Source organism: Paenarthrobacter sp. NPDC089307, assembly GCF_040685055.1.
Taxonomy (GTDB): domain Bacteria; phylum Actinomycetota; class Actinomycetes; order Actinomycetales; family Micrococcaceae; genus Arthrobacter.
In genome coordinates, this window is sequence record NZ_JBFBHE010000001.1 from 399,289 (window position 1) to 423,228 (window position 23,940).

General features: G+C 62.8%; 21 protein-coding genes. 9 read left to right on the plus strand and 12 right to left on the minus strand.

Annotated elements, in window-relative coordinates; translation table 11 throughout:
- Nucleotides 1–22: 22 nt before the first annotated feature.
- The 7 genes from AB0N72_RS01845 to AB0N72_RS01875 all read right to left on the minus strand — a co-directional run bounded on the left by AB0N72_RS01845 (nt 23) and on the right by AB0N72_RS01875 (nt 7,214).
- Complete coding sequence (locus AB0N72_RS01845) at nt 23–1,168, minus strand: Gfo/Idh/MocA family oxidoreductase (protein ID WP_363931605.1); 1,146 nt, start codon at nt 1,166–1,168, stop codon at nt 23–25.
- Nucleotides 1,165–1,938 carry a ThuA domain-containing protein gene (locus tag AB0N72_RS01850; RefSeq protein WP_363931606.1) on the minus strand — a complete coding sequence of 258 codons (774 nt, stop codon included), beginning with the start codon at nt 1,936–1,938 and terminating at the stop codon, nt 1,165–1,167. Before AB0N72_RS01850 ends, AB0N72_RS01845 begins: the two co-directional genes overlap by 4 nt.
- Nucleotides 1,939–1,968: 30 nt before the next feature.
- Nucleotides 1,969–2,820, minus strand: a complete 852-nt coding sequence (locus AB0N72_RS01855; protein ID WP_363931607.1) for a carbohydrate ABC transporter permease — start codon at nt 2,818–2,820, stop codon at nt 1,969–1,971.
- Between the two features lie 7 nt (nt 2,821–2,827).
- Nucleotides 2,828–3,817 carry a sugar ABC transporter permease gene (locus AB0N72_RS01860; RefSeq protein ID WP_363931608.1) on the minus strand — a complete coding sequence of 330 codons (990 nt, stop codon included), beginning with the start codon at nt 3,815–3,817 and terminating at the stop codon, nt 2,828–2,830.
- A 9-nt stretch (nt 3,818–3,826) separates the two neighbouring features.
- Nucleotides 3,827–5,062: an ABC transporter substrate-binding protein gene (locus AB0N72_RS01865; RefSeq protein WP_363931610.1), complete on the minus strand. Its 1,236-nt coding sequence runs from the start codon at nt 5,060–5,062 to the stop codon at nt 3,827–3,829.
- Between the two features lie 114 nt (nt 5,063–5,176).
- A complete protein-coding gene (locus AB0N72_RS01870) occupies nt 5,177–6,199 on the minus strand; it encodes a LacI family DNA-binding transcriptional regulator (protein ID WP_363931611.1) in 1,023 nt (340 codons plus the stop codon).
- A 202-nt stretch (nt 6,200–6,401) separates the two neighbouring features.
- Nucleotides 6,402–7,214: a hydrolase gene (locus AB0N72_RS01875; protein WP_363931612.1), complete on the minus strand. Its 813-nt coding sequence runs from the start codon at nt 7,212–7,214 to the stop codon at nt 6,402–6,404.
- Nucleotides 7,215–7,413: 199 nt separating this feature from the next.
- Between AB0N72_RS01875 and AB0N72_RS01880 the strand changes: the two genes are divergently transcribed.
- The 4 genes from AB0N72_RS01880 to AB0N72_RS01895 are packed head-to-tail and all read left to right on the plus strand — an operon-like array spanning nt 7,414 to nt 12,321.
- Nucleotides 7,414–8,436 carry a 3-oxoacyl-ACP synthase III gene (locus tag AB0N72_RS01880; RefSeq protein WP_363931662.1) on the plus strand — a complete coding sequence of 341 codons (1,023 nt, stop codon included), beginning with the start codon at nt 7,414–7,416 and terminating at the stop codon, nt 8,434–8,436.
- Nucleotides 8,430–11,078, plus strand: coding sequence for an alpha/beta fold hydrolase (locus tag AB0N72_RS01885; protein WP_363931613.1), 2,649 nt, complete (start codon nt 8,430–8,432; stop codon nt 11,076–11,078). Before AB0N72_RS01880 ends, AB0N72_RS01885 begins: the two co-directional genes overlap by 7 nt.
- Nucleotides 11,075–12,094, plus strand: coding sequence for an NAD-dependent epimerase/dehydratase family protein (locus tag AB0N72_RS01890; protein ID WP_363931615.1), 1,020 nt, complete (start codon nt 11,075–11,077; stop codon nt 12,092–12,094). Before AB0N72_RS01885 ends, AB0N72_RS01890 begins: the two co-directional genes overlap by 4 nt.
- A 20-nt stretch (nt 12,095–12,114) precedes the next feature.
- Entirely contained in the window at nt 12,115–12,321 is a 207-nt protein-coding gene (locus AB0N72_RS01895) for a DUF2945 domain-containing protein (RefSeq protein WP_363931616.1), read from the plus strand.
- On the opposite strand, the gene AB0N72_RS01900 is transcribed toward AB0N72_RS01895, so the two are convergent.
- The gene (locus AB0N72_RS01900; RefSeq protein WP_363931617.1) at nt 12,305–13,483 is read right to left on the minus strand and encodes a cation:proton antiporter; all 1,179 of its coding nucleotides are present in this window, start codon (nt 13,481–13,483) and stop codon (nt 12,305–12,307) included. The two genes, AB0N72_RS01895 and AB0N72_RS01900, sit on opposite strands and share 17 nt — an antisense overlap.
- Nucleotides 13,484–13,528: 45 nt before the next feature.
- Nucleotides 13,529–14,767, minus strand: coding sequence for a non-homologous end-joining DNA ligase (gene ligD, locus AB0N72_RS01905; RefSeq protein ID WP_363931618.1), 1,239 nt, complete (start codon nt 14,765–14,767; stop codon nt 13,529–13,531).
- A 239-nt stretch (nt 14,768–15,006) separates the two neighbouring features.
- On the opposite strand from ligD, the gene AB0N72_RS01910 reads away from it, so the two are divergent.
- Nucleotides 15,007–16,755, plus strand: coding sequence for a pyruvate dehydrogenase (locus AB0N72_RS01910; RefSeq protein ID WP_363931619.1), 1,749 nt, complete (start codon nt 15,007–15,009; stop codon nt 16,753–16,755).
- A 1-nt stretch (nt 16,756) separates the two neighbouring features.
- Here the strand turns inward: AB0N72_RS01910 and AB0N72_RS01915 are convergent, their stop codons facing one another.
- On the minus strand, nt 16,757–19,372 hold the full coding sequence (locus AB0N72_RS01915; RefSeq protein ID WP_363931663.1) for an excinuclease ABC subunit UvrA: 2,616 nt from the start codon (nt 19,370–19,372) through the stop codon (nt 16,757–16,759).
- Nucleotides 19,373–19,530: 158 nt separating this feature from the next.
- Between AB0N72_RS01915 and AB0N72_RS01920 the strand changes: the two genes are divergently transcribed.
- Nucleotides 19,531–21,069: a hypothetical protein gene (locus AB0N72_RS01920; RefSeq protein WP_363931620.1), complete on the plus strand. Its 1,539-nt coding sequence runs from the start codon at nt 19,531–19,533 to the stop codon at nt 21,067–21,069.
- A 56-nt stretch (nt 21,070–21,125) separates the two neighbouring features.
- Here AB0N72_RS01920 and arfB read toward each other — a convergent pair whose 3' ends face one another.
- Nucleotides 21,126–21,545: an alternative ribosome rescue aminoacyl-tRNA hydrolase ArfB gene (gene arfB / locus AB0N72_RS01925; protein ID WP_363931621.1), complete on the minus strand. Its 420-nt coding sequence runs from the start codon at nt 21,543–21,545 to the stop codon at nt 21,126–21,128.
- 84 nt (nt 21,546–21,629) lie between these two features.
- Between arfB and AB0N72_RS01930 the strand changes: the two genes are divergently transcribed.
- Nucleotides 21,630–22,037, plus strand: a complete 408-nt coding sequence (locus AB0N72_RS01930) for a hypothetical protein (protein WP_363931622.1) — start codon at nt 21,630–21,632, stop codon at nt 22,035–22,037.
- 68 nt (nt 22,038–22,105) lie between these two features.
- Nucleotides 22,106–22,720, plus strand: a complete 615-nt coding sequence (locus AB0N72_RS01935; protein WP_363931623.1) for a dihydrofolate reductase family protein — start codon at nt 22,106–22,108, stop codon at nt 22,718–22,720.
- A gap of 42 nt (nt 22,721–22,762) precedes the next feature.
- Here the strand turns inward: AB0N72_RS01935 and AB0N72_RS01940 are convergent, their stop codons facing one another.
- Nucleotides 22,763–23,224, minus strand: a complete 462-nt coding sequence (locus AB0N72_RS01940) for a hypothetical protein (RefSeq protein WP_363931624.1) — start codon at nt 23,222–23,224, stop codon at nt 22,763–22,765.
- A gap of 228 nt (nt 23,225–23,452) precedes the next feature.
- Here AB0N72_RS01940 and AB0N72_RS01945 point away from each other — a divergent pair, with 228 nt between their 5' ends.
- Nucleotides 23,453–23,935 carry a pyridoxamine 5'-phosphate oxidase family protein gene (locus AB0N72_RS01945; RefSeq protein ID WP_363931625.1) on the plus strand — a complete coding sequence of 161 codons (483 nt, stop codon included), beginning with the start codon at nt 23,453–23,455 and terminating at the stop codon, nt 23,933–23,935.
- Nucleotides 23,936–23,940 lie beyond the last annotated feature (5 nt).

Sequence of the window (23,940 nt, forward strand, 5' to 3'; positions counted from 1 at the left end):
CCCGCCGTCGTGCGTTGAGGCGCTACGGCTTGACGATCCCGCCAGACGGCACCGCGGCGTCGGCCAGGACCGCACGGACCGAGGGCCAGGACATGAGAACTTCCAGCACGTCGGGGTTCGATTCTGTGCCCAATGCCTCCTGGTAGGACTCCTCCAGAAGGGCGTCCACCGATACCCGGGTCCCTGTTTTGGCGCTCAGGATGGCTGCTTCCACCATGGCCAGGCTCATGATGTTGCTGTGGACCCGTCCCATGGGGTTGCTGCCGGTGCGGACCGCGGCCACGAAGTCCCGCAGGGACCCTGCGATCTCCTGCCCCGGATCAACCGAGGCACCCGGAGACCATGGGACGGACGACACCGGCTGGTTATCCCCGTCCCAGAGCACGGTGCCGTGTTCGCCGCTGATGCGCCACGAGGCATTCCAGGACGTCTCTTGTCCCGGACTGCACCAACTGCCGGTGAACACGAAACGCTCGCCACCGCTCATCTCAAAGACCGCGGTGGAGCCGGCATCACCGCGGTACCAGCTCCATGGCGGGTTGTATTCCTCGCAGAACACGGACACGGGATCGGAGTCCAGGAGGAACCGGGCCATGTCGAACTGATGGATGGCCATGTCGAGCAGGAGCGGGTGGTCCATGGCGTCACGGAATCCGCCGAAGCGGGGCGCTTTGAAGAACTCGGCGGACACGATGCCCACAGTGCCCAGCGCGGACAGGAGCTCTTTGGTTTCAAAAAGCCGGCGGTTGTAACGACGCGACTGGCTGACCATGAACAACTGCCCATGGAGCCTGGCGGCTGCCGCCAGCGACAACCCCTGCGCCACGGTTGACGCCACCGGTTTCTCGCCAAGAACCGGAAGGCCGGCTGCGAGGGCTTCAGTGGTGACTGGATGGTGGGCAGCCGGGATGGTGACGTTGATGACCGCTTGGGCTCCGACGTCGGACGCCAACTGTGCGGTACCGGAACCGACGGGGAGGTCGGGGCGGCCCAACGCGGCGGCCGCCGCGTGCGCGGCCTCGGGGTCGAGGTCCACGATCCCCATGAGTTCCACCAGCGGCGACTCCTCAACTGTGCGGAGCCAGGCCCGCCCCATGCCGCCGGCGCCAACCACTATGACGCGAAGGGCAGAACCGTCGTCGGGGACGGTGGCGAAGGGTGTGCTCATGCGTTGGCTCCCTGGTAGCTCTTGCCATTGAAGAAATCGTTGGTGTCATAGCGAAGCAGTTCCGGGACGGCGCGTGCGGGGCGGTCGCTGACTGCCCATTCGACAGCGTTGGCAATGACTTTGCGGACGTCCTTGTGGTGGTACACGGGGTAGTCCTGGTCGCCGGGGCTGAAGAAGAAGATCCTGCCGTGGCCGCGACGGAAAGTGCAGCCTGACCGGAACACCTCGCCGCCGCTGAATGAGCTGATGAACACCAGTTCTTCCGGTGTGGGAATGTCGAAAAATTCGCCGTACATCTCTTGCTGGGGGATCTCGATGGGGTGCGGGACACCTTTGGCGATGGGGTGGGTGGGGTCCACGGTCCATACCAGTTCGCGGTCCTGCTCCGATCGCCACCGAAGCGTGCACGAGGTGCCCATGAGCTTGGTGAAAATCTTGGACCAGTGTCCGGAGTGGAGCACGATCAGGCCCATTCCGGCCAGGACGTGGCGGTGGACGCGCTCCACAACGTCGTCATCAACGTCTGCGTGGGACATGTGCCCCCACCAGGTGAGGACGTCGGTGTTGGCGAGGACTTCCTCAGTGAGCCCGTGCTCGGGTTCGTCCAGTGTTGCGGTGCGGACCTCGACGCCGGACCCCAGGTTCTCCTCGATGCCCTCCTTGACGGCGCCATGCATTCCGTCCGGATACAGGCGCGCTACGAGCTCGTCCCGCTTTTCGTGCCGGTTTTCGCTCCACACAGTGACGCGGATGGGGTTGCTGTCAGTCATGGTTTCTCCTTGTGGATGGTTGGTGGCGGCCTACTTGACCGCACCGCCTGTGGTGCCGGCGGCAATGTATTTCTGGGCTGCGACCAAGAGGACGATTGCCGGGATGGAGGCGAGGACCGCCGTCGCCATGACCGAACTCCAGTCGTTCACATAGGCGCCGATGTACTGGAAGATGCCCAGGGTGACCGGTCGGACAGCCTCCGTGGTGGTCAGAGTGAGGGCAAACAGGAAGTCGCTCCAGGCGAAGAGGAAAGTGAACAGTCCTGCGGTAATCAGGGAGTTCCGGCTCAGCGGAATCACGATCGACCAGAAGGCCCTGAGGTGTCCGGCCCCATCCACCCGCGCTGCCTCGATCACGGACGCCGGCATGCCGTTCATGAACGCCCGGATGATGAGGATGGCGAACGGGATCCCGTGGGCCGAATCAGCGAGGATCAGGCCGGGGATGGAGTTGAGCAGGCCGAGATCGTTGTAGGCGGTGTAGAGGGCGTTGGCAACCACGATGCCCGGGATCATCTGGCTGATCAGGATCGCGAACAGGACCACTCCGGCGCCACGGACCTTGAAATAGGCCAGCGCGTAGGCGGCAGGCGCCGCGATGGCCAGGCTCAAGGCCACGCTGCCGAGCGAAATGACGAGGCTCGTGCCGAGGTTCCCGGCTTGCTCGGTGATCGCTGTGGCGTAGCCGGTGAAGTCCGGCTTGAGTGGGATCCAGGAGGTCTCCAAGGTGGTGCCGTTGGGCTGGAGGGAAGCATTGACCATCCAGTAGACAGGAAACAGCATGATGGCCAGGAAGAGGATTGCCAGTACCGTGTAACCCCAATTCCTGCGGGTCGGCGCTGGCGTCTTCGGGAGGCTTGGTGCGGGGGTCGTGGTTGTCATGGTGTCCTCACTCATCCACAGCGCGTCGGCTGGCCCGCAGGTAGAAGACCGCGAAGACCAGGGAAATGATGACCAGAACGTTGCCCAGTGCCGCACCTTCGCCGAATTTGAACCCATGGAAGGAAAGATCGTAGGACTGGGTCGCGATGGTTTGGGTGGAGTTCGCCGGACCACCGTTGGTCAGCCCCAGGATGATGTCAAGCACCTTGAGGGTGTACACGACGCCGAGTACCAGCACCACGCTCACCACCGGACGCAGCATGGGCCACGTAATATGCCTGAACGCCTTCCACCCGGTGGCACCATCGAGGGATCCGGCCTCATAGAGTTCGTCAGGGATTTCCTGCAGTCCGCCGTAAAGGATGGTCAGGTTGAAGGGGATCCCGATCCAGATGTTCACGCCGACCACAGCGATCAATGCCAGGGACGTGCTGGTCAGCCAGGGAATGCCGGTATCGATGACGCCGAGGTCGCCGAGGAACCGGTTGAGCGCTCCGCTGTCCTTGTCCAGGATCCAACGCCACACCGCACTGGAGACAATCAAAGGCAGGAGCCAAGGCAGCAGAAGCAGAGAGCGAAGGATTCCGTTCAGGGGGAATTTCCGCTGGAAGAAGATCGCCAAGGCCAGCCCGATCACGAACTGCCCCATGATGGAGCCGATGGTGAACAGTGCGGTGTTCAGCAGTGAGGTGGAGAACAACGACGACGACAGTACAGCTGCGTAGTTGGCAACCCCTACCCAAGGGGCTTCGCCGGTAAAGAACGTTGCAGTGGTGTAGTCCTGGAAGCTCATGACCACGTTCTTCACCACGGGGTAGCCAAAGAACAAGGCCATGTAGATCACTGCGGGAACCAGGAATAGCCACTGGAAGATCCGCTCCCGGCGTTTGTGCAGGAGGCGGCGCTGGCCCTGTTGCCCAGGTCCCACCTTGTAGTCGCCGGAGGCATTGCCCGTTGTGGCCCCGGCCGCGTTGGATACGTCAGTTGTCAATGACATGACCGCTGCTTACTGGCCCTGCGCTTGCTTGAGGGCATCGGCCGGTGAGGCATTGCCCGTCAAAGCGGTTTGGATCGCGGTGTAGATTTTGGTGGCTTGGTCCGGCCACTGTTCGCCAAGTTGCCCTGTCCGGGCGCGGGCGGTCTTGATGAGCTCAGTAAACGTGGCGAGTTTTGGGTTGTCTGTGGCGAACTTCTCTGCCAGCGACGTTTTGGACGGAATGGTGTTTCGGGCCGTGGCCATTTCAAGTTGATTCTCGTCGCTGTTCAGGCAGCCAACCACTTCAGCGGCCTTGGCCTGACGCGCCTTGTTACCGGTCTGGGGGACAGTCCACACTTCGCCACCCAGGGGAGCCACCGCAGTCTGCCCGGCTTCCCGGACAGGGATCTTCACCACGCCGTAATTAAGCGAAGGCTGCTTGTCCAGCGCCGGGATCTGCCATGGTCCGTTGACCATCATGGCGGCTTTGCCCGCGAGGAACTGGTCCTTGACATCAGCCTGGGTCCAGTTCAGGGCGGAGGAAGAGACCGAACCGCTCTTGACCAGGTCTGTCCACAATTGCAGCGCCTGTTCAGTCTCCTTGGTGTCGATCTTCTTCTCGTCGCCACCGTTGGACCACATCACCGGAAGGAATTGCCAGGTGCCCTCGTAGGTGGGGTTGGCATTGAAGGCCAAGCCGTATTGGTCGCCGGCCGTCAGCTTGGCGGCCGCTGTTTTCAGTTCCTCCCAGGTGGTGGGCGGGGTAATTCCGGCCTTGTCCAGGATGTCCTTGTTGTAAAAGAGGGCAATGGTGTTAACGGTGGGCGCCAGCCCGTAGACCTTGTCCTTGTAGGTTCCTGCGCTAAGGACGCCTTCAGCAAAGTTCTCGGTGCTGACTTTGAAGTCGGACAACGGAGCCAAAGCCCCGGTGGCGGCGATCTGCTGGAGGTCTGGATTGTCCAGCATCAGGACATCCGGCAGGGTCTTGGAAGATGACTGCTGCAGCACCTTGGAGATCAGGGACTTGCCGGGGACGGTTTCGCGCTTGATGGTGACACCCAGTTGCGTGCCGCATTTTGTCAGGGCATCGCCGATGAAGGATTTATCCGGTTCATTGTTGTAGTAGTCCATCACCGAGATTTCGGAGACCGGGGCCGTGGATGATGCTGCCGGGGAAGTGCCGCAGCCGGCGATGGCCATGGGCAGGCCCACGAGGGCAGCAACGGCCAAGGCGAGGGGGCGGGTCTTTCTGAGTGCTGACTTCATCGTCTGTTCCTTTGTTTTACTGGATTCCTGTTGCGGCGGATCTTTGTCGATGCGTATCGACGATGCGTATCGACAATCGTTTTGTTTGCTGATTGGGATGGACGTAGGTGGAGCTTAGCTGCCGAGGGGTGGTCGGAGCGTGCTGGCACGGTGTGTGATGACCGTGGGTACCAACTCCAGGGATTCGGTTGGTCCGTGGGTGTCGGCTTCGAGGAGGTCGCAGATAATCTTCACGGCCCGGCGTGAGACTTCGGCCGGGCGCAAGTCGATGGTGGACAGAGGTACCGGCTGAAGTTCAGCCAGCGTAGGTGAGGCGCTGCCGATCACCGAGACGTCCTTGCCCGGGGTCAACCCGCGGCTGGTCAGTGCGCGGCGCAGAACGTCCTGGACTGTTCCGTCAGGAGCGATGAAGGCAGGAACTCCCGTGGTGGCCGCCAAGGCGGTTTCCACGGAATCCGCAATGACACGGATATCGGTCCCACCCGGCAAGTGCAATACCTTCACTCCAAGCGCGGCGGCGGCCTTGTCTGTTCCCGATACGAAGCGCTCGACGTAGTTCACGTGACGGTCTACTACTTCGGGCTGCCAGCCAAGGACTGAAATGACTTCGTGACCTGCGGCGGCGAGATCCCTGACGCAGTGTTCTCCGGCCATTTCGAAGTCGGCGTCGATACACACCAGCCCCGAAGGGTCGTGGGGAATACCAATCAGTACTACGGGCACGTTGAGGCTCCGGACCACGGGGAGCCGTTCGTCCTCACCTTCGACCTGCATGAGGATCAGCCCGTCACAGATCTGCTGGCCAACCACTCTTTGCAGGCCCGGGGCCCCTTCGTCCTCCGTCACCAGCAGGATGTCGTGATCGTATAACCGCGCAGTGTTGGCAATGACGGAAACGAACTCCATGATCGATGCCATATGAAGCTCTGGAATGAAGGGGATGACCAAGCCGATCACCCTCGTCTTTCGGCTGGCCAGCGCCCGCGCTCCGGCATTCGGCTGGTATGTCAGCTGTGCGATGGCGTCCTCAACCTTTTTCCGGGTCTTTTCGGAAATGGGACGCTTGCCGCTGAGGACGTAGGAAACCGTGCTCTGAGCAACGCCGGCGGCCACCGCGACGTCTTTGCTGGTGGGCATGGACTGGCCTCCTCGTGCTTTCTGTCAACGGTATCGGGCTGGACCATCACATGCCGAACTGCCTGGACATGACCGGCTTTCAGGCTGCCCCGCGTGGCAGGCTACCTCGTGACTTGCTTGTTGTCGATACGTATCGTCGATGCGCATCGAGAAGAGTATGACATGCGCCACAACAGTCGCGCAATACCCCGGTCCGGGATGTTCAGGTCAGGTGGTCGTAATCGCCGCGCGCCCAGGCCTCGTGCCGTTCGGCTGATTCACGCAACACCGTGCGTGCACCTGACAGGATGGCGTTGTTGAAGTTGCCATAGATCCGGTCAAAAGCAAGCCCACCCAGCTGGGCTGCGATCCGCAAAGCCACGGCACCAGAGAGCGGCAGGTGATTCGGATAGCTGCGCATGAACGCAATGGAGCCACGGTCAGGATTGGGAAATACGGTGTCGCCGGTCAGCAGGACGCCCCGCCCATCGGCTCCTGCTGCCCAGTGGGCCACGGCGCTGCCCGGGAAATGTCCACCGGTCTGGTGCAGGACTAATCCTTCCGTGACTGTCGTGCTCCCGGCCCAGTAAACGATCTTCGGGTCGTCACGGCCCAACCAGTTGCGGTCGGCCTCCGCTACGAGCACTGGAACGCCCCCGAGCCGATGCGACCATTCAACCTGCACGCCAAACATATGTGGATGGCTTGAGGCGATGGCCAGAACCGGACCGTGCTGCAGCACGAGCTCCACCAGGGTGTCGTCCACGTAGCCAATCGGATCCCAAAGAAGCGAGCCCTTGGGGGTCACGACGAGCTGTGCGGTCTGCCCGATCCCTACCTTCGGTGTTGTTCCGATTCCGAAGAGCCCCGGCTCGTTCTCCGTCAACGATGCCCGCTGGCCTGAATGTGCCAGCTCGGCCAGGGTGAGCCACCGTTGACCGTCCCCTGGAACGTACTGGCGTTCGTCGGTGCAGATCGGGCAGAGGTCGGGTACTGGTTCGTCGCGTTCTACGGCGCACGCTGCGCAGATCATCATTGTTGGTCCCCCTGGGTATCTGCCCAGACTATGGCAAAAGAATGTCTCTCCGGAAGCGAATTCCCGGCCTCCCGGCCCGGGGTCTTCGTGCCCAAATATGCATGTCGGCGTTTTCACCTGCATAGTTAATGTCTTGGGCTTGCATTGATGGGTACAGAGACCACAAGGATGCAGGACGGAAATGAACAGGGGCTCGACTTTGGCAGGGAATGCAACCTTCCGGCACAGCAACACCGCATTGCTTTCGGTGAGCAGCGTGGAAGCTCCGAGAATCGTGAGCTCTACGGACTTTGACCACAGGTTGGCCGCCACCCTGAAGCGGTTGAAGTTCCCGCCACGCCTGCTGGAGCGCGTGGCCGGCATCACCCACCGTAGATGGTGGGCTGCTGGGACGTCTTTCGACGACGCGGCTGTGGACGCCGGAGCCAAGGCCCTGGCGGAGGCCGGCGTCGAACCGTCTGAAATCGGACTCCTGATCAATACGTCGGTGACAAGGCGAAACCTGGAACCCTCCGTGGCGGTCAAAATCCACCACGAACTCGGCTTGCCGTCATCAGCGATGAATTTCGATCTGGCCAACGCCTGCCTCGGCTTTGTCAACGGCTTGATTTTGGCTGCCAACATGATCGACTCCGGTCAAATCAAGTATGCCGTGATCGTTAATGGCGAGGACGCCCAAAGTACCCAGGAAGCCACCCTGGAGCGCCTGCAGCGTCCGGAGACCACCCGTGAAGATTTCAATCGGGAATTCGCCACCCTCACGCTGGGATCAGGCGCTGCCGCGGCCGTTCTGGGACCCGCGGACGAGCACCCCGGGGCGCATCGGCTGGTCGGCGGCGTGATGCGGGCGGGAACCGAACACCACGAATTGTGTGTGGGTGGCATCGACGGTATGAACACCGATACCAAGGGACTGCTGGACGGAGGCCTCCAGCTGGTGGTGGACGCCTGGCACGAGGCCCAGCCGGAGTGGGACTGGTCTGCCATGGACCGCTACGTCACACATCAGGTCAGCAACGCCTATACCCAGGCGATCATCAATGCCATCAACCTTGACCCGGACAAGGTGCCTATCACCTTCCCGCACTGGGGGAATGTGGGTCCTGCCTCGCTGCCCATGACGCTCGCTGCAGAGGCACAGTCGCTGAGTTCGGGGGACCGGATCCTTTGTATGGGCGTGGGTTCCGGTTTGAACGCGGGGATGGTGGAGATCGTTTGGTAGCCTCAAGCTGGCCGGGCGTCGATCCTGAATGGTCCCGGACAATAAGGGTCAAGTCGACGTCGGCAGTCGACGCGCCCGGCACATCGCACCGCTGGCACATCCTGGATAACGGAGCCCAACTTGCCCGCCGCGGCCTGGCTCCCGCGGGCACGCTGCTCTGCGTACACGGAAACCCGACATGGTCCTATCTCTGGCGGACGCTGCTGGCCGCTGGGTCGGACCCCGACCATCCTTGGCGCGTTGTCGCCGTAGACCAGCTGGACATGGGATTTTCGGAGCGCACCGGCGCTTTCCGGCGCTTGCAGGACCGGGTGAATGACCTGAGCGACCTGACCGATGCCTTGGGCCTGGAGGGGCCCGTAACGACCGTCGGCCACGACTGGGGTGGAGTGATCAGCCTCGGATGGGCCCTGGCGCACCCGAAATTGCTCGCCGGGGTGGTCCTGACCAACACGGCCGTACACCAGCCCTCGGGTTCCGCCCTCCCGCCGGCCCTTCGGCTCGCCTTGCATCCCGCGGTGCACAGCTGGGGCACGACTACCTCTGACGCTTTTCTCCGGGTGACACATTCCCTGGCCCATCCGCCGCTGCCCGCCGATGTCCGGCAGGCCTATATGAGCCCTTACGGGGACCCGCTGCGTCGCGCCGGAGTGGGAAACTTCGTCGCGGATATTCCCGTGGATGAAAACCACCCCAGTTTTTCCGCACTGGACAACATTGCCGAGGGCCTGCGCGGCCTTAAGGTCCCCACCCTGATGCTGTGGGGTCCCAGGGATCCTATCTTCTCCGACAGGTACCTCAAGGACCTTGCGGAAAGGCTTCCGCATTCGGACGTCCACCGCTTCGAAGGTGCCGGACACCTGGTGGCCGAGGACCGGGACATAGCAACGCCCCTCTTTCAATGGCTCGCCCGCCGTAATGAAGCTGTCAGCGCTGTGTCGGACGGGCGCGGGCACGACGACTTCCGGCCGTTCTGGGACTCTGTTGAGGTACTGGCATCGGGGAAGACCGGCGGGGACACCGCCGTCGCCGAAATGGGCCCTGATGGAAAGGTCGGCCGGTCACTGAGCTGGCGGCAGCTGCACCGGAACATCCTGGATCTCCAGGAAGGACTACGGGAGGCCGGTGTCGGCAGTGGTACCCGGGTCAGCCTCATGGTTCCTCCCGGCGTGGATCTCACCGTGACGCTCTACGCGTGCCTGCGGCTGGGGGCAGTAGTGGTGGTGGCCGATGCCGGACTGGGAACGAAAGGTTTGAGCCGGGCAGTCAAAGGCGCAACCGCCGATTACATCATCGGAATCGACAAGGCCCTGGTGGCGGCGTCGTTGCTGGCGTGGCCCGGACGGCGGATCAGCGTGCGCGACCTCCCCGCCGGCCGCCGTCGAATGCTGCGTGTTGAGGCTTCGCTGGACGCCCTGGCGAGGCAGGGCGCAGCAAACCAGACGCGACGGGCCGTGGATGCTTCGGACCCCGATGCGCCTGCCGCCGTTCTGTTCACTTCAGGCTCCACCGGCCCCGCGAAGGGGGTCCTCTATACCCACCGGCAGCTGACGGCGATGCGGGACACCGTAGCCGGAACCTTCGGCATCCGGGCCGGTTCCAGGCTTGTTGCAGGCTTTGCGCCGTTCGCTTTGCTTGGGCCTGCGCTTGGTGCAGTTTCGGTGACACCGGACATGGACGTCACAGCGCCAGGAACTTTGACTGCTGAGGCTTTGGCCGACGCCGTGGCTGCCATCGACGCCACCGTGGTTTTCGCCGCCCCAGCGGCGTTGCGCAATGTCGTGGCCACCGCTGATGCCTTGGACGATCAGGGCCGTGGGACCCTGAACAATGTCAGTTTGCTGTTATCTGCTGGTGCGCCGGTCCCGGAATCACTGCTTGCCCGCGTTCAGAAACTGTTGCCCCAGGCCTCGCTGCATACGCCCTATGGGATGACCGAGGCGCTGCCGGTCACCGACATCAGCCTTGAACAGATCCAGGCAGCGGAAGTTGAGGCGGCAGCCGGTACCGTCCTTGGCGCCGGGAATGGCGTGTGCGTGGGGACGCCCGTGCAAGGAGCCCGCCTGGCCGTCATTCCATTGGACGAGGACGGCAAGGCATCGGGGTCCAGCCCCGTGACTGAGGTTGCCGTGACCGGCGAAATCCTGGTCAGCGCGCCGCACGTCAAGCAGTCCTACGACAGGCTGTGGATAACCCAGCAGGAGAGCGTCAGCCCTGCGGGATGGCACCGCACCGGTGACGTAGGGCATTTCGATGCCGCCGGCCGGCTTTGGGTGGAGGGCCGACTTGTCCATGTCGTCACCGCGCCGGAGGAAGTCGTGACGCCCGTAGGCGCTGAGCAGGCCATCGAACGACTGGACAACGTCCGGCTTGCCGCCGTTGTAGGGGTGGGTCCGGCCGGCACTCAGGCCGTTGCCGCCGTCGTCGAGACTGTACCGCCGGTACGCAAAGCGGGCCCTGCAACGCCGCACCTCGCCGGCAGTGTCCGGCGCGCCGCGCTTGAAGCGGGCGTCCATGTTTCGGCTGTCCTGGCGGTCCCGGCGCAACCGACCGACATCAGGCACAACGCAAAGATCGACCGGACCCGCCTGGCCCGCTGGGCTGCGCGGGTGCTGGCCGGTGGCCGTCCGGGAAAGCCATGAGAGTACTTGTGACAGGCGCGAGCGGGTTGCTCGGGACCGAAGTGGCCCGCATCCTGTTGGACCAGGGCCACGATGTGACCACCTTCCAGCGCCGGTCCTCAGGTGTTGACGGGGCAGTTGACGTCTGCGGATCCGTAACCGATGACGCTGCCGTGCAGCGTGCCGTGGACGGAGCGGAAGGCGTCATCCACTTGGCGGCGAAGGTATCCTTCGCAGGCCGTGCCGAGGACTTCCACGCGGTCAACGTTGAAGGGACCCGTCGCCTGCTTGAAGCTGCCCGCGCTGCGGGGGTGCGGAACACGGTGTTTGTTTCGTCCCCTTCGGTTGCCAACTCGGGGCAAGCCATCGCCGGCCTCGGCGCCGAACCGGCAGACCCGCAGCAGGCGCATGGCAATTACTCGCAGACGAAGGCGGAAGCCGAACGGCTGGCGCTGGGCTTCGACGCGCCGGAATTCCGGGTTGCTGCGGTCCGGCCACACATCGTCTGGGGTCCCGGCGACACGCAACTGGTGGAACGGGTCCTGGCCCGGGCCGGCCGGAACCGCCTGCCGCTTCTGGATGCCGGTGCGGCGCTCATCGACACTACCTATGTGGACAATGCAGCGTCGGCCATCGTTGCCGCGCTGCACCGGATGGATCATATCCATGGCCGTGCCTTGGTAGTGACCAACGGTGAACCGCGCCCCATCGGCGAGCTGCTGGCCGACATTTGCACCGCAGGGGGAGTCAAGGCTCCGTCGTGGACTGTGCCGGGTGTAGCGGCCAGGGCAGCCGGAGTTATCGTTGAAAAACTCTGGACGTGGTCAGGTCGCAGTGAGGAGCCGCCCATGACACGTTTCCTCGCCGAACAGCTCTCCACTGCGCACTGGTTTGACCAACGTGAGACCCGGCGGCTTCTGGACTGGGCACCGGCGGTCTCCCTCGATGAGGGATTGGCGCGCCTGGCCCGGTATTACCGTCCACGAACGGGCAGTGGACCTGCGGCGGACACGCCGCATGTTGATCTGAAGCAATAACCTCCCACTGAAGGGCTGAGATGACACTGAAACCGGGAACACACGTCGAATGGAACACGCCACAAGGCACAACCCACGGCAAGGTCATTGAAAAGCAAACAAGCGACTTCGAGCTGGACGGCAAAATCCATCGGGCCAGCGAGGACGAACCGCAGTATGTGGTGGAATCGGACAAAACCGGCGCCCGCGCGGCCCACAAAGCCTCGGCGCTCACCGTGAAGAAGTAATGCCTTGGAGTTGGCGAAGTGCCAGCAACGGAAACAGCAGGACAGAGAGCATGCCAGCGCCGACCAAGGCGGAGGCGATACCGCTGGAGATCAGATCGTGATCCCGGCCGATGGCCGTGACAGCCACGATGATGGGCAAACCGGTAGCGCCAAAAAGAACGATGGCCCGCTTGCCGGCTGCGGGGGATCCCGCTGGCGCTGCCAGCAGTGACGGCACGCCGCGGATGACGAGGAGCAGGACCAGGAACAAGGGAACCATGGCCAAGGCCAGGGGACTGGACGTCAAAGCGGCCAGCTCGAAATCGATACCGGTATCGATAAAGAAGACGGGGACCAGGAAGCCAAAGGCGATGGCGTCGATCTTCCTCTCGATGACGATCCTGTCCGCTTCAGGCGCCCTGGCGATGGCGACTTTCCACAGGACCCCGGCGGCGAAGGCTCCCAGCAGCATGTCCAAACCCAGCAGCATGCTGAGGACGACGAGGAGGCTGAGGACCAGCATGATGGAGCGGACAGCGAATTGCCCGCTGGTGTGGAGGGTACGGGTGACCTGGGAATGAAACAGGGTGTGCCTTGAGCGCGATGCGAGCAATATTGCTACTGCCGTCAGCAGGACGAAACCAAGAAGTACTCCGGAGGCTGTTCCCAATTCGCGGCCGCTGAAGAAGAGCGAGATGGCGATAAGCGGACCGAACTCGCCGACCGCCCCCAGGGCAGTGACGCCGATCCCGATCGGCGTTTTTGCTTCGCCTGCGTCCCGAAGGATGGGCAACAGGGTGCCAAGCGCAGTGGAAGAGAGCGCGACGCCGATGATCACCGCCGCTTCCGGCGCGGACACCAGCGCGAAAGCGGCGGCTATGCCGGCAGCCAGTGATACGACCCAACCGGCTGAGGCCCGGATGATGGGCCGGCCGCGGGTGGACGTAAAGTCGATCTCGTTGCCTGCTACAAAGAACAGCATCGCGAGCCCAAAATCTGCCAACGTATCCGTAAATTGCGTTGATTGGACCCAACCCAGGACGCTGGGTCCGAGCAGCATTCCAAGAACAATCTCGAACACGACGATGGGTATCTTGACTATCCGCTCCAGGAAGCGTGCTGCCAGCGGAGCAACGACAGCCATGACCGCTATGAGAACCAGCGTCACAGACAAGCTCTCCATCACAGGTCCCTCCGGTATCCGGGTCGCTTCCAGGCAGGCCGCTTGTCAGGGACGCCCGGGCCACTCCCGCCCGGCCCAAGGATCATAGTCGGCAATGAGTTCCTCCTGCGAAGGCCGGTCCGCCTCAGGAACGTGCTGCAAGTTCACCCTTACGCGATACCACAACGAGCTTGATCCCCGCATGCCGTCGACCAGGACGTCAGCTGGATGCAGTGTCGAAACCACGCCTGCGTGCAGTTGTTTCCATTCCTCCAAGGCCGCCAGTGCCTCGGACTTGGTCTTGGTACGGGCCACCTCGATGAGCGGCATCGTTGAGGTCCGCCTACCGGAGCCGTCACCGGAACGCGGCGCTTTCTCGGCCGGACCGAGTTCTGCGGCCAAAGCCAGAAGCCCTTCCAGCGATCCTGCTGTGTCATCAATGCCCGAATGGGGATCGCCAATGGCAGCGAACCGCTCGGGCACGGTACGAACGGTGAACTGCTCCGGCCGGGCAGAGCGGACCTCATCCCACGTGAGAGGCGTGGAGACGCGGGCATCGGGCCGCGAACGGACGGAGTACGCCGAAGCCACAGTGCGGTCCTTGGCGTTTTGGTTGAAGTCGACGAACACGCTCTCGCCCCGTTCTTCCTTCCACCAACGGGCAGTGGCGAGGCCGGGCGCCCGGTTCTCAACTTCCCGGGCCAGGGTCTCGGCCGCCAGCCGGACATCGCGGTAGGACCATTGGGGGGCGATCCGCACCAGGATGTGGAGGCCCCGGGAGCCGCTGGTTTTCGGCCAACCTGCCAGGCCGACATCGCCCAGCACCTCCCGCGCCACGTAGGCAGTGTCTACGATCTGTGACCAGTCGACGCCGGGCATAGGGTCAAGGTCCACGCGCAGTTCGTCCGGATGGTCCAGGTCTTCGGCCCTTACTGGGTGCGGATTGAGGTCCAGGCATCCTAGGTTGACCACCCAGGCCAAGCCCGCTGCGTCGCGGATGACCGTCTCCTCCGCGGAGGTTCCGGACGAATAATGCAGAGTTGCTGTGTGGATGAAGTCCGGGTGGTTCTCCGGCACGCGCTTCTGGAAGAAGGGCTCGGCGTCAATGCCCTTGGGGAATCGCTTGAGCACCATCGGCCTGCCGCCGGCCCCACGGAGCGCGCCTTCTGCGACGGCCAGATAATAGTTGACCAGATCGAGCTTGCTTAGCCCTGGCTCAGGAAAAATCACCTTGTCCGGATTGGAGATGCGAACTTCGGCGCCATCTATGTCCAGGATCTCCGCCGGTGTCTTGGAGGGACTCATGCGGTCACGCTAGCAATGAACGTCCTTTCCAACCAGAGGACGCGATGGAAAAGACCGACGACGGAGGGATCCCGGGCAGGGCAATTTCTGAACTGCCTAAATGCAAAAGTCATTTTCTTCACTGCTGTTCGACACCAGGCCGGCATCGTCGGCGGCGCCCGGTTCCCAGGTATCGGAGAGATCGTCCGACTATATTGGCCATGTCAGCCCACCACCACAATTGAGGGAGCCTGCACAGAATGGCCAAGGAACTTGCCACCCAACTCATCGAACAACTCCAGGCTGCCGGCGTTCAGCGGATCTACGGGATCGTTGGCGACAGCCTCAACCCGATAGTTGACGCCGTCCGCCAGACCGGCGGCTCGAAGAACGGGGGTATCGACTGGATCCACGTCCGCCATGAAGAGGCCGCCGCATTTGCTGCAGCCGCTGAAGCCCAACTGACGGGAAAGCTGGCTGTCTGTGCGGGCTCGTGCGGCCCGGGCAACCTGCACTTGATCAACGGCTTGTACGACGCCAACCGGACGGGTGCTCCGGTGCTGGCCATCGCTTCACATATCCCCAGCAGGCAGATCGGCAGCGGCTTCTTCCAGGAGACCCATCCTGACCGGCTGTTCAACGAATGCTCCGTCTACTCGGAACTCATCAGCACCGCCGAGCAGGCGCCGCGGGTGATGCACAGCGCCATCCAGCACGCCATAGGCCTTGGGGGAGTGGCCGTTATCACGCTTCCCGGCGACATTGCCGATCTTGAAGCAACCGCACCCACGCCGCTGCCGGCCACCTTCCGACGCGCGAGTCTGGCGCCGGACCACGCAAGCGTCCGCGAACTTGCGGACGCCATTAACGACGCCGGCAAGGTCGCCATATTTGCGGGCGCGGGAGTCGCCGGCGCGCACGACGAACTGATCTCACTGGCCGAGTTGATCAACGCACCAATTGGCCACTCCTTGCGGGGCAAGGACTTTGTCCAGTACGACAATCCGTTCGATATCGGTATGACGGGATTGCTCGGCTACGGTGCTGCAGCGGAGGGGATAGAGGACGCGGACCTGCTGATCCTCCTTGGCACCGACTTCCCCTATGATCAGTTCCTTCCAGATACCCGCACAGCCCAAGTGGATCGGGCCGCCCAGCGGTTGGGGCGTCGCACCGACGTCGATATTGCCGTCCATGGTGACGTGCTGCCCACCTTGACCGCCCTGCTGCCGCTGGTACGGCCCAAGAAGAGTCGCCGTTTCCTGGACCAGATGCTGAAGAAGCACGATCGGCTGATGAACAAGGCAGTGGGGGCCTATACCCGCAAGGTGGAGAAGAAGCAGCCCATCCATCCTGAATATGCAGCTTCCCTGCTGGACCAGGTCGCAGCCGAGGACGCCATCTTCACAGCCGACACCGGCATGTGCAACGTCTGGACTGCCCGCTATATCAACCCCCTGGGGACCCGGCGCCTGATCGGTTCCTACCTTCATGGGTCCATGGCCAACGCCCTGCCGCACGCAATCGGCGCCCAGGTGGCCTATCCGGGACGACAAGTGGTGTCTGTTTCGGGCGACGGCGGCCTGTCCATGCTGCTGGGTGAACTCATCACGGTGGCCGCGCACCAGTTGCCGGTGAACGTGGTGGTCTTCAACAACTCCACCTTGGGCATGGTGAAGCTTGAAATGCTGGTGGACGGACTGCCTGACTTTGGCGTGGACGTGCCCGACGCCAAATACGCCGAGGTTGCCAAAGCCCTGGGCTTCCACGCGGTCCGGGTCACTGACCCCGCCGACATCGAAAGCGCCTACCGGGAGGCCTTCGCCCATCCAGGCCCATCCTTGGTTGAACTCATCACCGACCCCAACGCGCTGTCCATCCCACCGAAAATCTCGGGATCGCAGGTCATCGGTTTCGCAACCGCCATGTCCAAAGTGGTCCTCAACCGGGGTGCTGGAGAAGCAGTCAGCATGGCACGCAGCAACCTGCGGAACATTCCCCGGCGCTAAGCTACCGCGCCAGGGCGGCGCCCAGATAGGGTGCCGTCCGGCTTGCCATGGAACGCGCGACGACGGCCGGCGGCCCTGCGGCCAGCACCTCACCGCCGGCGTCGCCGCCTCCGGGGCCGAGGTCGATCACCCAGTCCGCTGCCGCAACCACGTCCATGTCGTGTTCGACCACCACCACCGTGTTGCCCGCATCGACCAGCCGGTGGAGTTGTGCCATCAGGAGTTGGACGTCCGCAGGATGCAAGCCGGTGGTGGGTTCGTCCAACAAGTACAGGGTGTGTCCACGTTGGATGCGCTGCAGTTCCGTGGCCAGCTTGATGCGTTGTGCTTCTCCGCCGGACAACTCCGTTGCCGGTTGCCCAAGTCGGAGGTAGCCCAGACCAACCTCTTTCAGGGTTTGGAGGCTGCGGGAAACTGATGGCAGATCCGCCAGGAAACGGGACGCCGCATTGACGGTCATGCCCAGGACGTCGGCGATGGTCTGTCCACGGTAGGTCACTTCCAGGGTTTCCGGGTTGAAGCGTGAACCGTGGCATTCGGGGCAGGGGCCATAGCTCCCGGGCAGGAACAACAGTTCCACCGCCACGAACCCTTCTCCCTGGCACGTTTCGCATCGTCCTCCGGCCACGTTGAAGGAAAACCGTCCTGCTCCGAATCCGCGGGAGCGGGCCTCATCAGTGGCGGCGAACTCCTTCCGCACTCCGTCGAAAAGCCCGGTGTAGGTGGCCAGGTTCGATCGTGGGGTGCGGCCGATCGGCTTCTGGTCAACCTGCACGAGCCTGTCGATTTCGTGGAGCCCGGATACAAGGGCGGAGCCTTTCCCAGCGTCCTGGCCGTCAGGAGCCCCGTCAGGACCACCGGCAATGGCGCTGTCGCCGTTGCCCTTACCGGGTTCCGGGTGCAGTCCGCCGCCCACCACATCGGCGAGGACCCGGCTGACCAAGGTGGACTTTCCGGATCCGGAAACGCCGGTTACCGCAGTGAAGACCCCCAGCGGGAAATCGACGTGGAGATCGCGCAGGTTGTGCCGGGAAACATGTCGAAGGTTCAGCCAGCCTTTGGCTTCCCGCGGCCCAGCAGGGGCTGGTTCCGTCCCGGTCCCGGTGGCGAGGTGGTCGTCGTCGGGCCTTTCAGCAGCGGTGCCGTTGTTGTTGTGGGTGTCAGGGAAAAGGAACGGCCGTGTCACCGAATCCTCCACAGCCGCCAACCCCTGTACGGGGCCGCTATAAAGCACCTGGCCGCCGCCCTCGCCGGCATGTGGTCCAACGTCCACCAGCCAGTCCGAGGCACGAACGAAGTCCATGTTGTGCTCCACCACGAACACAGAGTTGCCGGAACTCTTCAGGCTATCCAGCACGGCGAGGAGTGGTTCGGCGTCGGCCGGATGAAGGCCGGCTGAAGGCTCATCGAGCACGTAAACGACGCCGAAGAGTCCGGACCGCAATTGCGTGGCAATCCGGAGGCGCTGCATTTCGCCGGGAGAGAGGGTGGGTGTTGGCCGGCCGAGGGCGAGGTAGCCCAGCCCGAGATCCAGCAGTACCGTGATGCGGCTCAACAGGTCCCGGGTGATGGCGACTGCTACTTCGTTGATTTCCCCGGAGGTCTGCGTTCTTGAGGCAGTGCTGGCGGCTTTCAGCCGCGTAGTGGGAGTGATCAACTCAGCCAGGTCGGTCATGGGCATTGCATTGAGCTCGGCGATGGTTTTCCCTGCAAAAGTGACCGCCAACGCCTCGGGCCTAAGGCCGCTTCCTCCACAGACCGGGCATTGCCCGGTTTCCATGAAGCGCAGCACACGATCACGCATGGTGCTGCTCTTGGAATCTGCCAGGGTGTGGAGGACGTAGCTCTTTGCACTCCAGAACCTGCCTTTGTAGGGTTTGGCCACCCGGTCCCGTTGCGGGGTCACCTCCACCACTGGTTGCTCGTCGGTGAAAAGAATCCAGTCACGGTCCTTTTTGGGGAGCTTCCTCCATGCGGTGTCGACGTCGTAGCCCAGATGGGTGAGGATGTCCCGGAGATTCTTGCCCTGCCAGGCGCCCGGCCACGCCGCGATGGCACCCTCGCGGATGGTCAAGGACGGATCGGGAACCAGGGACCCTTCGGTCACTGTATGGGCCACGCCGAGTCCGTGGCATTCCGGGCAGGCGCCGGCAGCGGTGTTCGGCGAGAACGCATCGGAGTCGAGTTGCCGGGCCCCTTCCGGATATTTGCCCGCCCGCGAAAAGAGCATCCGCAGCGAGTTGGACAAAGTTGTGAGGGTGCCCACTGTGGACCGCGCGGTGGCGGTTCCCCTGCGTTGTTGGAGCGCGACGGCGGGTGGCAGCCCCGTAATGGACTCCACTTTGGGGTTGTGGCCTTGTTGGATGAGGCGGCGGGCATACGGAGCGACGGATTCGAAGTAGCGCCGTTGCGCTTCGGCGAAGATGGTGCCGAAAGCCAGCGAGGACTTTCCGGAGCCGGAGACACCCGTGAAAGCAACGATGGCGTCGCGTGGAACGTCCACGTCCACGTTCCGGAGGTTGTTCTCCCGGGCGCCCCGAACTTTGACCAGGCCGTCGTCGAGGTCTGCGGATTGCTGGGTAGGCTGCGTGGCTCCAGTCTGGTCGGGGATTGTCATTTCGGCGATTGTCAGGTCACTGTCCATTGCTATGACTCTATCTGCCGTCCGCCCCGGCCCGTTTCGGCACGGCGCTGCCGGGAACTTCCCCGCTGGTCCCATAACCTGCAGAGGGGACCGAATGGACCCTTCCTGATGTACCTCGTGGGGGAATGCTCGTGATCAAGAGAATAGTGTCCGCGGCAGTGCTCGCAATGGGGTTGGCGGGGGCTTCCCTGGTGCTCCCGATGGCTGCGGAAGCGGCTCCGCAGGTCTATGGCCCGTGCCAGCGCCTCAGCGCCGGGCAGGTGAAATACCCCTCGTACGCGGCCAACAGGGTCACCTTTGCGACGGCGACGGATCGATCCCGGACCGAAGTGGTCATCACGGGTTGTGTCAGGTCCGGCTCGGGGTACGCGCAGGAATGGCAGACCACAGGATTTGCCGGGTCCAAAGGGTTTTCTGAGCAGAACAAGGCCTGGGAAGACACGTGGAAGTCGCCGACGGGAAGTTTCAGTTTCACGGAGGCCTTGGGCAGGTCAAATCCGGGAACCGCCTTGAAGTACTACACCGTGAACCCGTCTTCCCGCTGGGGAGGCGAACACGGTCCAACGTACAACCAGTACTTCGAGGGTGCAGGCGGTGAATCGGACGAGAACCTCTGGACATATATGAACCAAGGCTTCTACGAGCAAGCCGCCGTCATCAACTGGAACCGCTACCCGGACATGCCCACGGTCCAAGGTGCGTCCTATGCCATTTTCTTCCACGCAGGCAACGTCCCCAGTGCCGGGTGCATCTCCACGAACCTGGACACCGTAGTTCGGCTGCTGAAGACCAACCGGCCCGGTGACCGCATCATCATGGGTGCAGTGGATGACATCTTCACTCCCTACAGCAGCTCGCCGTTCGGAGCGATTACGAATAAGTACGCCGCCATCGGCGGGCCGGCCTACGCCGGTGATCCCGTCAGCAGCGAAATGTATGGCCTCAAAAACGGCGGTGCAGGTCAGGCCTTCCAATATGGCTCCATCTATCACTTGCCGGTGTCCGGGACCTTCTTCAGCACGGGGGTTATTCGTGGGAAGTGGGGATCGACGGGATTTGAGAATGGAATGCTTGGATACCCGGCATCCGATGAGGTTCCAATGACCCGGGGAGCCCTGGGCCAGGCCTACCAGAACGGATCCATCTACTGGGGTGGAAGTACGGGCGCGCATATCAGCATGGGTGCCATACGTGCTGCTTGGGGTTCTTCAGGATACGAGAAGGGCTTCCTCGGTTATCCGACCACGGACGAGATCCCGGCCATGGCCAAAGGCGGGATTGGCCAGGCATATGAAGGCGGTTCCATCTACTTCACTCCCACAACGGGAGCCCACCCCAGCACAGGCTTGATCCGCATCAAGTGGGGCTCCCTCGGTTACGAAACGGGCGTTTTGGGATATCCGGTGTCGGATGAAATCCCGGGCATGGTCAACGGCGGCGTTGGCCAGGCGTATGAAAATGGCTCCATCTACTCCTCGCCGGCCAGTGGCACCCATATCAGCATGGGAGCCATCCGTTCCCTGTGGGGCCAGCACGGGTACGAGAAGGGCCCGCTCGGCTACCCAACCTCGGACGAGTACGCTTCCGGCGGCGCTGTTGTTCAAGATTTCCAAGGCGGCAGCATTGCGTGGTTTGGAGCCAGCGGCAAGGTCACCGTCAAAGGTGGCTAACTGAGAAGGCAAGATTGGGCTGGCTTATTGCCGCCGGCGCCGGAAGAGATGCCGCGCTATTCGGCGGCAGGCCGCCGTCGTTGCTGTTTGGTGGCTGATCGATGTTCTTTGGCGACCCGGTGGCGGCGGGCTGAACTGCGGGTGGGCTTGGAAGCTCGACGAACGGTTTCCGGTACAAGTCCGGCAGCGACGAGTCCGGCGAGCTTGGCCAGGGCAAGCTCCCGGTTCCTCAACTGCGACCGCTCCTCAGACGCTGTCACCGTAATCGCGCCCGCTACGAGCCGCCGTCCCAAGCGCTTGAGCAGCAGTTGCCGTTGTTCGTCGGTCAAGGTGGTCGAAGCGGCGATATCCCAGGTCAGCTCCGCCCGGCTGTCGGTGGTATTGACGTGTTGTCCGCCCGGCCCCGAGGAGCGGGAGAATCTCCAACTCAGCTCCGACGCAGGAACCGTCAGGGAAGGAGGGATGTGCAAGTCCATGGAACAAGCCTCGCACGTAGTTCGGCCGGTCACCTTCCAGGACGCCGGGTGTCCGATGATCGCCGGCCCGTTTAGGATCGAGTCATGGCCGGATCCTTGGATTTCCTTGGCCCCATCCTGGAAATGATGACCTGGGTGGGGTTCGTCCCGGGTGTGCCCCTGCTGGTATGGGCGTGGATCATCGCCAGCCGAAGGTGCCAATGGGTGACTGCGGACGGCGAGCAGTTCGCCGCCGGCGGCTTCCTTGGACTTCACTGGGTGGACCAGGACCAGGAGGAGCGGAAGGTCCTGCTGGATGTTGCCGCCAACGAAGGCAGCACCGGATCCAAACCCGTGGTGGTCCACTACGATGCCTGCCATCCGTCACGGTGCTCCCTTGAGCCTCCCCGGTACGACCACACGGTGTTGATCCTTGGTTGGATCCTCACAGGGGTCGGGCTCGTCAGCACCATCGGAGGGCTGGTACTCGTGGTCATTCAGCAGAGCTCTTGAACGCCTGATTCCACCGGGGCTACGATTTGCGCGCGGGCTAACAAGGACGGGCATGCCGGAGGACTGTTATGAGCAACGAAGCTGCAACCCTGATGGTGGATCTCATTATCTCCCTGGATGGCTACGCATCAGCCGAGGGGTGGCCGGGCTGGTGGGGGCTTGAAGGGCCCGAATACCTGGCATGGCTCGACGAAGAATCCAAGAAGGACTTCACCTTGCTCATGGGGGCAAACACCTACCGGGTGATGTCCGGCATGTCCGGGCAAGCAACAGAGACGGGGTCGGAGTTTTCCAAGGAGGAGGGCGAAACACTCATGGGCTTGGCCGCCATGCCCAAGGTGATCTTCTCCTCGACCCTCAAAGAGCCGCTGGCCTGGCCCAACTCCGAGCTCGTCTCCGGTGATGCGGTGGACGCGGTACGGGAAATGAAGCGGACAAGGACCGGCACGCTGAGCACCCTTGGGAGCCTGAGCCTTTGCCGTTCACTTCTGTCAGCCGGGCTGGTGGACAGATACCGCTTGGTGGTCTTCCCCGTAATTACCGGGAAAACGGGTAGGGAACGGATCTATGACGGGTACCCAGATGTCGCCTTGGACATGGTGGAGAGCCGCACCTTCGACGGCCGGCTGCAGTTGCTCGAGTACGTTCCCCGTGTCATTGACGCCCCACTGGGAAGGGGTTGAGGGCCTGGCCGTCGTGCCGGTCAACCTGCTCGCTGAATCCGGTCAACCTGCTCGCTGAACCCGGTCAGCCTGCTCGCTGAACAAGGGCGCCAATGCTTCGGCATAGCTGTCCATGGTTTCCGGGAAAGTCATCAGGCGCAGGCCATCCAGGTTCACCGTACCGATGCCGGGGAGGCCGGCGGTACTTTCCTGGAACCCACTGGGTGCTGTTGCGACGCACAGGAGGGGCTCGGCCGTGATTCCGCGCGTGCTCAGGACCGCAATTCCCCACGGGTCATTGGGGTCGGCTACGGAGATGCCGGCGTTGTCGAAAGTGTCACGGAGGACATAGCGGGTGACGGTCCGCCAGGATTGCAGGAACGGTGGCAGCAGCTGTTCCACGAGGTCCTCGTCTTTGGCGATGTATGCATCCGTGAGAGCCAGGGACAACGCATCCCACTCTTTGGCGTCCCGGACCATCAAATGGGCGGCCCGGAGGTGGGCAACAGTTTCGTTCAACATCATGGCAGTCCCCAAACTTCCTAGTGCTATGCCTGCCCGTGCCCGGGCACGCGCGTCTGCCGACGGCAGTTCGCTTATGAAGAGAACGGATGGGACACCGTCATGATTCCCGGCTCAGCCGGATCACCCCGCTTCGGGCGGTTCATCCCTTGCCCGCCTAGTAAATAAGCAAACTTACTAATAGGCTGTTGGCGGGGGAGAGTCCCCTGCCAATGGGAAGTGGAGCCGAACATGACGGAAGAGCAGGGCATCAGCAAAGTCACGGACATCATCAACGCTTCCAAAATCGGGATGCTGACCACCATCAATGAAGACGGCGCCTTGGTCAGCCGGCCCCTGGCCGTGCAGGAAGTCCAGGACGACGGCGACATGTGGTTCTTTACGGGACTGGAAACCTCCCAGGTTTCCCATGTCCGGCAGGATCCCCGGGTCAATGTGTCTTTCGGAAAAAACACCGAATGGGTCTCGGTCGCGGGCAAGGCCGAGGTTGTCACCGACCGGGCCACAATCCATCACATGTGGAACCAGGTAGTTGAGGCGTGGTTCCCTGACGGCCCCGACACTCCCGAGGTATGCCTCCTCCGCGTGGACTCGGATTCCGCGGAATATTGGACCAGTCCCGGAGGCACTGCAGCTACCGTCCTTCAATGGGTCAAGTCCAAGGTCACCAATTCGCGGTTCAGTGTTGGTGAAAGCGGCACTGTAGACCTATGAGCAGC